Source organism: Cognatundibacterium griseum, from assembly GCF_014284195.1.
Lineage (GTDB): Bacteria > Pseudomonadota > Gammaproteobacteria > Burkholderiales > Burkholderiaceae_D > Undibacterium > Undibacterium griseum.
In genome coordinates this window covers 733,052-746,358 of record NZ_JACOGC010000002.1, presented here as the reverse complement: position 1 = coordinate 746,358, position 13,307 = coordinate 733,052, and the positions used below count along the sequence as shown (strand labels likewise).

General features: G+C 49.2%; 13 protein-coding genes. All 13 read right to left on the bottom strand.

Translation table 11 applies throughout. The features are described 5' to 3' along the window. Positions 1-281: 281 nt before the first annotated feature. The 13 genes from H8K27_RS07775 to pyrH all read right to left on the bottom strand — a co-directional run bounded on the left by H8K27_RS07775 (position 282) and on the right by pyrH (position 13,280). Positions 282-941, bottom strand: a complete 660-nt coding sequence (locus H8K27_RS07775) for an ankyrin repeat domain-containing protein (protein ID WP_186862569.1) — start codon at positions 939-941, stop codon at positions 282-284. Beyond that, positions 941-1,729 carry a TatD family hydrolase gene (locus tag H8K27_RS07770; RefSeq protein ID WP_186862568.1) on the bottom strand — a complete coding sequence of 263 codons (789 nt, stop codon included), beginning with the start codon at positions 1,727-1,729 and terminating at the stop codon, positions 941-943. Before H8K27_RS07770 ends, H8K27_RS07775 begins: the two co-directional genes overlap by 1 nt. Positions 1,730-1,820: 91 nt before the next feature. Next, positions 1,821-2,978 (bottom strand): lipid-A-disaccharide synthase, encoded by a 1,158-nt coding sequence (gene lpxB / locus H8K27_RS07765; protein WP_230419011.1) that lies wholly within the window; start codon positions 2,976-2,978, stop codon positions 1,821-1,823. A 25-nt stretch (positions 2,979-3,003) separates the two neighbouring features. Continuing rightward, on the bottom strand, positions 3,004-3,795 hold the full coding sequence (gene lpxA, locus H8K27_RS07760) for an acyl-ACP--UDP-N-acetylglucosamine O-acyltransferase (RefSeq protein WP_186862727.1): 792 nt from the start codon (positions 3,793-3,795) through the stop codon (positions 3,004-3,006). After that, a complete protein-coding gene (gene fabZ / locus H8K27_RS07755) occupies positions 3,792-4,253 on the bottom strand; it encodes a 3-hydroxyacyl-ACP dehydratase FabZ (RefSeq protein WP_176803884.1) in 462 nt (153 codons plus the stop codon). The genes lpxA and fabZ overlap by 4 nt, the downstream gene beginning before the upstream one ends. Continuing rightward, positions 4,250-5,311: a UDP-3-O-(3-hydroxymyristoyl)glucosamine N-acyltransferase gene (gene lpxD / locus H8K27_RS07750; RefSeq protein ID WP_186862567.1), complete on the bottom strand. Its 1,062-nt coding sequence runs from the start codon at positions 5,309-5,311 to the stop codon at positions 4,250-4,252. Before lpxD ends, fabZ begins: the two co-directional genes overlap by 4 nt. 3 nt (positions 5,312-5,314) lie before the next feature. Next, positions 5,315-5,839, bottom strand: coding sequence for an OmpH/Skp family outer membrane protein (locus tag H8K27_RS07745; protein WP_408058424.1), 525 nt, complete (start codon positions 5,837-5,839; stop codon positions 5,315-5,317). A gap of 26 nt (positions 5,840-5,865) precedes the next feature. Next, positions 5,866-8,217, bottom strand: a complete 2,352-nt coding sequence (gene bamA, locus H8K27_RS07740) for an outer membrane protein assembly factor BamA (protein WP_186862566.1) — start codon at positions 8,215-8,217, stop codon at positions 5,866-5,868. A gap of 69 nt (positions 8,218-8,286) precedes the next feature. After that, on the bottom strand, positions 8,287-9,657 hold the full coding sequence (gene rseP, locus H8K27_RS07735) for an RIP metalloprotease RseP (protein WP_186862565.1): 1,371 nt from the start codon (positions 9,655-9,657) through the stop codon (positions 8,287-8,289). Then, a complete protein-coding gene (gene ispC / locus H8K27_RS07730) occupies positions 9,654-10,832 on the bottom strand; it encodes a 1-deoxy-D-xylulose-5-phosphate reductoisomerase (RefSeq protein ID WP_186862564.1) in 1,179 nt (392 codons plus the stop codon). Before ispC ends, rseP begins: the two co-directional genes overlap by 4 nt. A 29-nt stretch (positions 10,833-10,861) precedes the next feature. Beyond that, entirely contained in the window at positions 10,862-11,677 is an 816-nt protein-coding gene (locus H8K27_RS07725) for a phosphatidate cytidylyltransferase (protein ID WP_186862563.1), read from the bottom strand. 242 nt (positions 11,678-11,919) lie between these two features. Beyond that, complete coding sequence (gene frr, locus H8K27_RS07720) at positions 11,920-12,480, bottom strand: ribosome recycling factor (RefSeq protein WP_186862562.1); 561 nt, start codon at positions 12,478-12,480, stop codon at positions 11,920-11,922. Positions 12,481-12,563: 83 nt separating this feature from the next. Further along, a complete protein-coding gene (gene pyrH / locus H8K27_RS07715; RefSeq protein WP_186862561.1) occupies positions 12,564-13,280 on the bottom strand; it encodes a UMP kinase in 717 nt (238 codons plus the stop codon). Positions 13,281-13,307 lie beyond the last annotated feature (27 nt).

Sequence of the window (13,307 nt, the reverse complement as noted above, 5' to 3'; positions counted from 1 at the left end):
CATTGAATCTGAAAAGTGATTGGATAAGTAGGAAGTCAGCGAATGCTGTTTGGAACTACTCCCCGCCGTCTGGCAAGGTAGTAGCAGAGTTTCTGCTTTACATTGCCATGTTGTAATTAGAAGATAATCTACAACTATAACTGTCCACAGAATCAACTCCGAAATGATGAAGTCCGCACTCTAACACAGGGAGCTATCTGCTCACAATATGCTGCGTCGCGGAATTTATAAAAAATTTCAGGATGAATGTGTCGGGGCAAAACATCGTGTATCATCGTGTATCAATTACCGGAGGAATGCGTTTTTCCTGCCTTCAAAATATCAATCAGATCACGCCTCTCCTGTTCAATTGCAAAATCCAGTGCCGTCATGCCTTTGTCATTTTTCAGATCCGGGTCAGCACCTTCATCCAGTAACAGATGGAAAACGGCGGCCCGCCCGGAGCGCGCCGCCATCATTAAAGGCGTGGTTTTATTCGGCGACTCCGCATCGATGTAGGCATAATGTTCCAGCAAGATAGCGACTACTTCCGTGTTGCCACTGGCCGCAGCATAATGCAATGCGGTCCATCCCGGCTGATTCACTTCCGCACCTGCGTCAATGAGTTGTGAAACTGCCGCCGCATTCCCTAAAAAACTGGCAATCATTAATGCGGTATCGCCATTTTTTGCTCTCGCTCCCACCCTGATATCCGGTGTGTGCAGCAATACATCAACCACACGCATTGCCTTTTCTCGCAATGCAATCATCAATATTGTTTCGCCGCGCTCGCCTTCCACAGAGTTAACATCCATTCCTTGCTGTAAAAAATTTTTAACAGTTTCTGCATCATTAAAACGGATCGCAAACAAAAAATCTGCATAAGAATCCGCATACGAATCTGTCGGGCAACCCAGCCATAAACAAAAGGTCAGCAATACGCAAGCGATACGGGATAGCATCACAATCCTCGCTGGGCGAACTGAAACAAATCAAAAAAATTCTGCGTTGTCACGGTCTGTACCTGATGCGCCGGAATGCCTTTAAGATCGGCGAGAAATTCACCGACATGGCGCACAAATCCGGGCTCATTCATTTTCCCGCGATGCGGTGCGGGTGCCAAGTAAGGTGAATCAGTTTCAATCAGGATTCTGTTTAAAGGCAAAGCTTTTGCCACTGCCTGTAAATCTTTCGCACTCTTAAAAGTCAGTATGCCGGAAAAAGAAATGTAAAACCCCATCTCCACTGCGGCAAGCGCAACCTCCAGAGACTCTGTAAAACAATGCATGACACCGGCCACACCACCATTATCCGTTCCCGCCCCCTCTTCCTGCATGATGCGGATCGTATCTTCAGCAGCGGAACGGGTATGGATGATCAGTGGTTTCCGACTCAAGCGGGAAGCACGGATATGCTGGCGAAAACGTCCACGCTGCCACTCCAGATCACCCTTCAGGCGAAAATAATCCAGGCCGGTTTCTCCGATTGCGATGATTTTAGGATGCCGGGCCAGTTCGACAAGCTGCTCCGCAGTCGGTTCAGGCGTATCTTCATAATCGGGATGTACGCCGACGGAAGCATAAATGTGAGGATACCGCTCTGCCAGTTCAAGCACTTGCGGGAAATCGGGTAAATCAACCGATACACACAAAGCATGACTGACGCCGTTATCCTGCATTTTCTGCAAAATTTCCGGCATACGGATGGCAAGCTCAGGGAAATTAATGTGGCAATGGGAATCAACGTACATAACGGGCCATTCAGTGTATTCAAAAATTGGTGTGCGCGTGCTCAGACCAAGAAACGATGAGTAGCCGGACAGAAGTCCGGCGAGATGACGATCAGCGTTGACCGATGACGTCCAGCACAGCTTGCGCAGAAACGCCGGCAGTATCTCTCAGCAGGGTATGGTGCATGGCCATAAATCTGTCCTTCAGATTATTTTGCAAGACATCATCATTTAACTGCGTCCAGATTGCCTCTGCCATCGCTTCCGGCGTGGCGGCTGACTGTAAAAATTCAGGAACAACAAATTCACCTTCCAGAATATTTGGCAGCCCGACCCATGGCTGATACCCCATATGCTTGAGAATCTGCCAGGATGCTTCCATCATCTTATACGCAATGACCATTGGCTTTTTAAATAAAGCCACTTCCAGAGATGCCGTACCAGAAGCCACCAACACTGCATCTGCTGCGGCAATCGCCGTATGAGAGCGGCCATCAATCAGCAGTACTGGAACACCCTCCAGTTTCGCTGCCACTACCAGCTGAATGTAATAGCTGCGCTGCGCATTGCCAGCCATCGGCACAACGATCTGTAAGTTAGGTTCACGATCTGTGAGGATTTTTGCTGCACGGATAAAAGCTTCCGTATTGTATTTAATCTCTGACATCCGGCTACCCGGAAGTATCGCCACCACTTTAAATCGCGGATCCAGGCCAAGCTCCTCACGTGCTGCAGCCGTATCTATTTCCAGAGGAATCACCTGAGCGAGCGGATGACCGACATAGGTGACGGGAATACCCGCATTTCGGTAAATTTGTTCTTCAAATGGAAAAACAACCAGCATGTGAGACACTGCTCGGGCGATCTTTTTAATTCGTCCACCACGCCAGGCCCAGATAGACGGGCTAATATAATGCATGGTAGGAATACCAGCCTGACGCAATTCAATCTCCAGATCAAGATTAAAATCCGGCGCATCGACACCGATAAATACGTCGGGCTTCTCATTTAAAAGCTGCTCACGCAGCTGCCTGCGTATACCGCTGATTTCCCGATAGTGACGAAGCACTTCAAACAATCCCCGGACCGACAGCTTCTCCATCGGCCAGTCATTAATAAAACCGTATTCGGCCATGCGCGGCCCGCCAATTCCGTGTATGCGCGCATCGGGTATACGCGGACGCAACCCGGATAGCATCCGGGCAGCGAGCATATCGCCGGATGTTTCGCCGGCGACCATCGCAATGACTGGTTTTTCTGTAAGGGACATGTGATGACTGACTGCCGTCAGATGATTAACGGACAATGCCGCGTGTTGATTCGTTCAGGAATTCACGCATCAACGAGACTTGAGATGCGGCTGCCGGATCCAGCGTTTCCTCATAGCTGTGCAACGCGACTTTGGCTTCCTCCAGCGTCAGTCCTGATTTGTAGGTCAGCTTGTAAGCATGGCGAATTGCATTCAGCTGGGCACGGTCAAAACCTCTGCGTTTCAGACCTTCCAGATTCACGCCATGCGCCTGCGCCGGATTTCCCGACAGCAGGACAAAAGGTGGCACATCTTGCGTCAGGCTGGTATTCATCCCGACAAACGCATGGGCCCCGATCTTGCAGAATTGATGAACAGCGGAAAAACCGCTCATGATCACCCAGTCACCAATCTGCACATGCCCTGCAAGCGCTGCATTATTGGAGAAGATCGTGTGGTTACCGACTGTGCAATCATGGGCAATGTGCACATATGCCAGGAACCAGTTGTCGTTTCCGATTTTGGTGATACCTCTGTCCTGAGCAGTACCGCAATTAAACGTACAGAATTCACGAATTAAATTCCGGTCACCGATTTCAAGATAAGTGATCTCACCGCCATATTTTTTGTCCTGAGGTGGTCCGCCTATTGAAGAAAAAGCATGAAAATGGTTATCCCGCCCAATCGTCGTATGCCCATCAATGACGACATGTGAACCGATCTTTGTCCCCGACGCAATGCGTACATGCGGACCGATAATGGCATAAGGCCCAACCTCAACGGAGCTGTCCAGCTGAGCCTGGGGATCAACCAACGCTGTTGAATGAATTGGCATTATTTCTCCGCGGCATCGTCTGTTGTGCGCATAGTGCACATCAACTCACCTTCGAGGGCAAGCTGTCCATCCACCGTCCCTTTGGCTTTATATTTCCAGATGCCACGGGCCACCTTCAGAATTTCAACTTCCATTTTCAACTGATCGCCAGGTTCAACCGGCCGTTTAAACCGCGCGCCGTCAATTCCAAGGAAGTAAACGATCGTTTTGTCGTCAGGTTTTTGTCCCATAGTCAGGAAAGACAGAATAGCGGCTGTCTGCGCCAGTGCCTCGATCATTAACACACCCGGCATGACCGGTTTATTTGGAAAATGTCCGTTAAAGAACTCTTCATTCGCTGTCACATTTTTGATTGCAGTGATAGTTTTTCCGCTTTCCCAGTTTAATACCCGGTCCACCAGCAGCATCGGATAACGATGTGGCAAATATTCTTTAATTTCGTTAATGCAAAGTGTATTCATGATGTCTTTTCAGTCAATGTTTTGATTGTCTTTTCCAGCTGGCGAATTTTTTCGCGCATACCGGATAAATTACGAACGATAGCAGCAGTTTTTTCCCAATCCGCATTTTTTGCCAAAGGATAAAAACCCGTATATTGCCCAGGTTCGAGAATGGATCTCGATACCATGCTGCCAGAAGAAATGTGAACATGATCAACGATAGTCAGGTGTCCCAGAACCATCGCTGCGCCCCCAAACGTACAGTGTTTGCCAATTTTTGCGCTACCGGCAACACCAACACAGCCCGCCATTGCTGTATGCTCGCCAATATGGCAGTTATGGCCTATCTGAATCTGATTATCAAGTTTGACGCCATTTTCAATAATCGTATCTGCGAGTGCACCACGGTCAATGCTGGTGTTGGCACCTACCTCAACGTCATCACCGATCATGACGCGTCCAGTTTGCGGTATCTTGATCCAGGAACCGCGTTCATTGGCAAAACCAAAGCCATCCGCACCGATCACTGCTCCGGAATGAATAATGCAACGCTGACCAAGCTCGCAATAGCCATAAATACTGGCATTGGCATGAATCACTGTGCCGCGTCCGATGCGAACACCACGACCAATAGACACCCCTGCATGAATCACGACATCGTCTTCAATCACCGCCTCTGCCTCAATACTGACATGCGGGCCAATGCTCGCACTGGGTGCAATCGCTGCGTGCGGGCTCACCCAGGCGGCAGGATGAATGCCTTTTACAGGGGCTAGCGCCGTCAGGGATGCAAAATATTGGGCGGAACGGGCAAAATAAACGTAAGGATTCGAGGTCAGAATGCATACCCCCCGATACTGGGATGATATCTGCGCGTAATCTGTCTCCGTCAGTATCAATGCTGCAGCATGGGTAGACGCTGCCTGCTGACGGAACTTGGGATTTGAAAGGAAGGTGATATGAGATTGGCCGGCATCACTTAAAGGAGCAATGCCGGTTACTGTCAGGTCTGGTGAACCAATTAATTGACCACCGAAGCGATCGACCAATTCTCCCAGCCGAGTGCTTGTCGTGGTCATGGCTTACTTGGCGAGTGCTTTAAGAACCTTGTCGGTAATATCAACGCGAGGATTAAAATAAACAGCATCCTGCAGAACGATGTCGTATTTTTCTGTTTCTGCAATTTGCTTCACAACTTTATACGCTCTGTCGACCAGTGCAGCGATTTCTTCGTTTTTCCGCTGATTCAGATCTTCATTAAAAATCCGCTGTTTGCGTTTGAAGTCCTGATCCAGATCAGCCAGCTCACGCTGCCGCTTGATTCTTTCCGACTCAGACAGGACAGGAGAATCTTTGTCCAGTTTTTCAGCCATCGCTTTGATACGGGTTGCAAGATCCTGCAACTCTTTACCACGCTTGGAAAATTCCTGTTCAATCTTCGCCTCTGCGGCTTTTGCCGGTGCAGATTCGCGGATAACACGCTGTGAATCAAAAATCGCGATTCTGGAATCCTGTGCTTGCGCCTGAGATAAACCCACAAAGCAGGCCGCACAAATCACCAGACGCTGCAACAATTTGAACGGGGTAATATGCTGACTCAAAATAATCTCCGTAACCTCTATGGCAAAACTAATTAAAAACCCGTACCCATCTGGAACTGGAAGGCTTGCTTCTTATCATCCGGTTTTGCATTCAGCGCACGACCAAAACTGAGCTTCAGCGGCCCTACAGGAGATATCCAGCTGATACCGATACCGGCGCCGAAACGCAGGTCGCTCCAACGCATTTTCTGTCCTTCATCAAATACCTGGCCACCATCCAGGAAAGTGAACCAGCGCAAAGATTTATCTGCGCCAGGGAAAGGAATCTGTAATTCTACATTACCCAGAACCCGGCTGGCGCCGCCGGTCGCATTGCCATATGGGTCTTTTGTACCCAGCGATGAAGGCTCATAGCCACGCACAGAACCGATACCACCAGCATAGAAGTTCTTGAAAATCGGGTATGGCTTACTGCCAATTCCATGACCGTAATCAAATTCGCCGTTTAAAGCCAGTGTTACTGAGCGGTAAATAGGCTTGAAATACTGAGCATTGTAAATAGCGCGGTAGTATTTGAAATTACCAATCGCGGCCAACTCCAGATTGGCGCGCTGATAACGGCCAATCGTCGGCGTCAGGACACTGTCGCGGCTATCGCGCTGCCAGGCGACTGTCATCGGGAACGAATTCGTTGTCGCAGTTCCCACGCCATAGTAAGGATCAGTAGGATCTTTGACACCGTCACCATAGGCAGCAACGTAGCGCAAATAAGCCTGCGGACTACCTGTAATATAAGTTTCTACTTTTGTCCGTTCAAAACCCTGGCCAAAGAATACGGTATCCACCTCTGAGAATGGGACGCCAAAACGCAGGTTAGCACCGGTCGTCTGTACCCGGTAATCACCGATACTGCCAATAATCGGACGTGTTGTTCTCAGATAAGCTTCTACGCTGCGGCTAATGCCGTCATCCGTGAAATATGGGTCAGTATGCGCCAGAGCAACCGTGCGGTACTGGCGGCTGGTATTGATTTCAAGACCAATGGTATCACCGCTGCCAAAAGCGTTAGCCTGCTGGATAGCGCCTGTCAGCGTCAATCGTTCCGCGCTGGAGTAGCCTGCACCAAAAGTCAGATTACCGGTCGGTTTTTCTGTGACCGACAAATTCACGTCCACCTGATCCGTACTGGTGGCCACTTCCGGCGTCTCAAGTTTTACGTCACCAAAATAACCAAGACGCTCCACACGGTCTCTGGACGCTTTGATTTTCTCACCGTCATACCAGGAGCTCTCAAACTGACGGAATTCACGGCGGATTACTTCATCCCGCGTACGGGTATTACCAGCCAGATTGATGCGCCGGACATAAACCCGTTTTCCACCATCAACGAAAACGGTGAACGCCACTTCTTTCTTTTCTTTATCCAGAATCGGATTAGCATTCACATTCGCAAAAGCGTAACCAAAATTCCCCATGCGCTCAGAAATCCGTTTAGTGCTCTCGGTCAGACGGGCGGCATTGTAAATATCCCCCTTCTTTAACAACATTAACGATTTCAACTCATCTTCGCGCCCATACATGTCGCCCTCAAGCTTGATGTCGGAAATCGTGTATTTATCACCCTCGGTCAGATTGATGGTGATGTATATATCTTTTTTATCCGGAGTGATCGAGATCTGGGTAGACAGAATCTGCATTTCCAGATAACCGCGGTTCTGATAAAACGAACGCAGCGTTTCAATATCGCCTGATAATTTTTGTTTGGAATACTGGTCAGCTTTGGTGTACCAGGAGAACCAGGTTGGCGTATTCAATGCCATCAGGTCACGCAGCTCGCTATCTGAAAAAGCCTTGTTTCCGATAATATTAATCTGCGCAATACGGGCAATCTCACCTTCATTCACCGCAAAAGTCACTTTCACGCGATTGCGTTCAATCGGCGTGATTGTTGTGGTGATCTGCATCCCGTACAAACCTTTGGACAAGTACTGTCGCTTCAGCTCCTGCTCAGCGCGGTCAACAGTCGCCTTATCGAAAATTCTGGACTCACCAATACCGATATCTTTCAGCGCTTTAACCAGCGCGTCTTTTTCGAATTCTTTTGTGCCGGTAAATTCAACACCTGCAATCGTTGGACGCTCATCCAGTAATACAACCAGAACTCCGTTCTGTTCTTCAATCTGGATATCCTTGAAAAAACCTGTTGCATACAAGGATTTGATCGCAGCCGTACTTTTTGCATCATCAAAAACCTCACCCACTTTCACGGGCAGATAGCTGAATACAGTGCCGGCTTCCGTCCTTTGCAAACCTTCGACACGAATATCCTTGACTGTAAATGGCTGAATGGCAAAGGCACTGCCGGAGCAGACTGCGAATGCGGCCAATGCGATGGAACGAAGGGGGAAATTTGGCAAAGTGAATCGCTCAATATGTAATTTCATTGGGTGTACAGTTCTTTCAATACTCTCAATTATGCTATCTGAAATGAGTCTTTATCATTAAACCGGCTATTATGACATCAGTCTTGCGATGTCATTAAAAAAAGCGATAGCCATGATCGCCATTAATAACGCAATGCCTGCCCGTTGCGCCATTGCACTAAAACGTTCAGATACCGGTTTGCCAGTCAAAACTTCCAGCGAATAATACAACAAATGGCCGCCATCTAACACCGGAACGGGGAGCAAATTCATGACACCCAGACTGATACTGATCAATGCCAGAAAACTGAGAAAACTGATCCACCCGGAGCGGGATGTCTGACCGGCATAGTCTGCGATGGTCAGGGGGCCGGTGATATTTTTTAAGGACGCCTCACCAGTCACCATTTTGCCCAGCATTTTCAGGCTCAAAATACTGGTATCAAACGTCTTTTGCGCACTTTGAGCAATAGCTTCAGCCAAAGTACTGCGCACGGTCAGCATTTCTGGCGTCAGCGTAAGCTGCACTTTCAGACGTCCGATTGTTTTACCATTTACCGTATCGACAACCGGGGTCGCATCGATATCCAATTCCTGAGCCTGCCGCAATACATGCAATTTTAATTTCATCCCGGCAGAGGCATTGATTATTTCCGTCAAAGCGAGACCATCAAGCACCGGACGATTATTGATCTGCGATATGACGTCCCCCTGCTTCAGACCGGCCGCCTGTGCGGGGCCATCAGGCAGGATCTGTCCCAATACTGCTGGTGGCCGCTGAACGGAAAAACCTAACTGGGTCAGAAAATCACCTTCCAAATCCTGATTACTCAGATGAGTGAGTGGCAGCGTGACTATTCGTTCACCAGAAATACTGTGATTGTCGTCGATGATCTGTCGGCTGACCGCAATTTCAGCATCCTTTTTTTCGAGACCGCGTTGCATCAGAATCCAGTGGACATCATTCCAGCTACGCACAGACTGCCCATTAATGCGTTGAATCAGATCGCCCTGCCGCAAACCCGCATGGTAGGCAACCGAATCGGCAGATGGAACACGTATTTTGGCAACCGGTTCAGGAATGCCATGTACGAATAAAACCGTGTAGAGAAAAATTGCCAGCAAAAAATTAGCCACCGGACCAGCAGCAACGATGATGATGCGCCTCCATACCGATTGACTACAAAATTCCCGCGCCATATCGGCGGGAGCAATCGGCACGCCCCCCTGCTCCCGGACATCCAGCATTTTCACATAGCCGCCAAGAGGGAGCATGGAAATCGCCCATTCGGTCTGATCTTTACCCAGTTTCCTCGAATAAATGATTTTTCCCATTCCGACAGAAAACCGCAGCACTTTGACACCGCACAAGCGCGCCGCCAGATAATGACCGAACTCATGAATGGTAACCAGGGTACCGATTGCCACCATGAAGGCAACGATGGTCTGTATCAGTGTCATGATGCGATGAGGTCGCTGGCTACAAGCCGGGTACGGGCATCGGCAGCCAGAATACTTTCGATATCATGTGCCGAATCGATTTCAATCTGATTCAGGCATCGTTCAATAATCTGATCAATCATACGAAAACCAATTTTTCCATCTAAAAACGCTTGGACAGCAACTTCATTACTTGCGTTCAATATCGTTGGCGCAGAGCGACCAGCCCCGAGTGCCTGATAAGCAAGATCCAGACACGGGAAACGCTGAAAATCTGGCGCTTTAAAATTCAGCTGCCCCACCTTAATCAGGTCAAGCGGGCTGACGCCAGAATCAATCCGTTCAGGATAGGCCAGACCATAAGCGATTGGTGTGCGCATATCCGGATTTCCCAGTTGCGCCAAAACCGAGCCATCCGCATAAGACACCATGGAATGAATCACGCTTTGCGGATGAATCACTACCTCAATCGACTCTGCAGGTGCAGAAAATAGCCAGTGCGCCTCGATAACTTCCAGCCCTTTGTTCATCATCGTGGCAGAGTCAATCGATATTTTTTTGCCCATCACCCAGTTAGGATGTGCAATCGCCTCTTCAGGCGTCACCTTGTCCAGACTGGCAATATCCCGTTTCAGGAAAGGGCCACCAGATGCAGTCAGTAAAATTTTACGCACCCCGCGCTGCGCCATCTGGCCATCGTAATTCTCTGGGAGACACTGGAAAATCGCATTATGCTCACTGTCGATAGGCAGCAATACAGCACCGCTGGCTTTTATCGCATCCATGAACAGCGCGCCTGACATCACGAGTGCTTCCTTATTTGCCAGTAAAACCTTTTTACCTGCCCTCGCGGCCGCTAAGGATGCAGGCAAACCTGCAGCACCAACAATTGCCGCCATGACCGTGTCGCATCCTGATGCAGAGGCTACCTCGCACAATGCCTCAGGACCATGCATGATCTGTACACGACCAGCTTCAGTCCCGGCCAACAGTTTGTGCAGCGCATCGGCCGCTTCAGCCGTCCCCACCACAACTACCTCTGGACGATATCCCCGGCATTGCTGCGCCAGTTTCTCTACCTGTGTATGCGCGGTCAGCGCATAAATACTATAACGCTCCGGATGCCGGCCAATGACATCCAGAGTGGAAACACCGATCGACCCTGTCGATCCCAAAATACAAACACGCTGCGTCATCTCTATGCTCACTGCTCTTATTTTTACGATTAATGCCACATTTCCAGCAATACTGCGAGAGGCAGTACCGGTATCAGAGCGTCAATCCTGTCCAACACTCCGCCGTGACCGGGCAAAAGCTGGCTGCTGTCTTTCATTCCGACCCGGCGCTTCAAAAGAGATTCGAACAAATCACCAATGACGCTTGCGGCGCAAAGTAAAGTCATCACGGCAGCAAGCATGATCCAGCCTTTGCGCAACCATATCTGACTGGCGAATGTATCCTGTAATTGTGGAATTTGTGTCGAAATCGCAGACAAGACAAGAACTGCGCACCAGCCGCCAATTGCACCCTCCCAGGATTTCCCCGGAGAAATAGAAGGTGCCAATTTGCGTTTCCCGAAAGCTTTACCGGCAAAATAGGCAGCAATATCAGCAATCCAGACGATACACATCACCGACAGCAGATACAACGGAGACATCCGGAACAATACAGCCATTGCGATGAAACATCCGAATATGCTGATGCCATACAGCGTGCTCAATATGCCATTTGAAAAACCAAAATCCGGCAAGCCCTTAAGTAACAGCGGGGTAAGACGCAACGCCCAAAATGCCACGCATAGGGCAAATAGCAGCAGGGTCGAAAAACTTTCCAGATGAAATAATAAAAAACCAAAGAAACCGGTCCACAGCACCGACATAACAACAGGCGCAGGTTTTTTAAATAAACGCTGACACTCCCAGATTGCCGCTCCGAAAAACAAAACAGCAACGAACGAGAAAGCAATATAGTTGGCCGAATACAGCACCGGCAACAAGATGCCAAGCAGTACCAATGCGGTAATGACGCGGGTTTTTAACATCAGCTACTTTCAAAAAATTATTTTCCGGAACAGGATAGAAAACCCGGCTCCCGGCATTCCGGGATTAAAAATCAATAATCGGCCAATATAATGACACTAAAAAAGAAGCTTAAATCCCAGTGACCCGCCAGCCGACAAAAAATCACCGTTCGTACCCGCCATGCTGAAAACATGTGCGGACAGGAACGGTTGTTTTTTATTTCTGATCGCCTGACTCATGAAGCGATGCGGTACGCAAGGGCTTATACCGTCAATACTTCTTTTTCTTTCTCAGCCAGTAATTTGTCCACTTCGGCAACAAATTTGTCGGTCAATTTCTGGATATCATCCTGCGCGCGGCGCTCATCATCTTCTGAACACTCTTTATCCTTCAACATTTTCTTCAGCGACTCATTGGCATCGCGACGAATATTGCGGATAGCAATCTTGGCCCCCTCGCCCTCGGTCTTGACCAGTTTCACCATTTCTTTACGGCGCTCCTCAGTCAGCGGCGGCGTAGGAACACGAATCATGTCTCCCTGACTGGAAGGATTAAGACCGAGGTCGGAATCACGGATCGCTTTCTCAATGACGCTCAACATCTTTTTTTCCCACGGCTGCACACCGATGGTACGGGCATCAATCAAAGTCAGGTTTGCCACCTGGCTCAGATTGGTCGGCGAACCGTAATAATCCACCATCACATGATCCAAAATACCGGTGTGCGCGCGGCCTGTCCGGACTTTTGCCAGATCAGCCCTCAGAGTCTCAATCGACTTCTGCATGCGCTGATCACTGTTTTTTTTAATTTCTGCTACGGTCATACTGTCCTCCTGTACATCATTCTGGGCATTCTATGCGCCAAAAAATCTTATCAAAATCAACTCATCCAATCGGAAAGGCTGCATTATACGTGGACTAAGGTTCCCTCGTCTGCCCCCATAATGACATTCTTCAGCGCACCCGGCTTCACGATTGAAAATACTTTAATTGGAAGCTTCTGATCCCTGCACAAGGCAAACGCGGTTGCATCCATTACCTGCAAATGGCGGGAAATAGCCTCGTCAAAAGAGATTGTGCTAAAGCGGGTCGCATTCAGATCTTTTTTGGGATCTGCTGTGTAGACCCCATCCACCTTGGTCGCTTTGAGCACAATTTCAGCGCCGATTTCCGAGCCGCGTAATGCAGCGGCCGTATCAGTCGTAAAGAAAGGATTACCCGTCCCTGCCGCAAACACAACAACCTTTCCTTCTTCCAGGTATTGCAGTGCCTTGGGGCGGACATACGGTTCAACAACCTGCTCAATGCCGATTGCAGACATCACACGGGCAGTGATGCCAACCTGGCGCATGGCGTCCGCCAGAGCCAGTGAATTCATGACGGTTGCCAACATTCCCATGTAGTCTGCAGTTGCACGATCCATACCCTGAGCTCCGGGGGCAACACCGCGGAATATATTACCGCCACCGATCACAATGGCCAGCTCAACACCAAGGCGGGATATCTCAGCCACATCCGCAACCATACGCTCAATCGTGGCGCGGTTAATGCCAAACGGATCATCACCCATCAGGGCTTCGCCAGAGAGCTTCAAGAGCACACGCTTGTAAGCAGGTTTTGTCATGACAGGACTCCTTCTGGAAAATTAAAA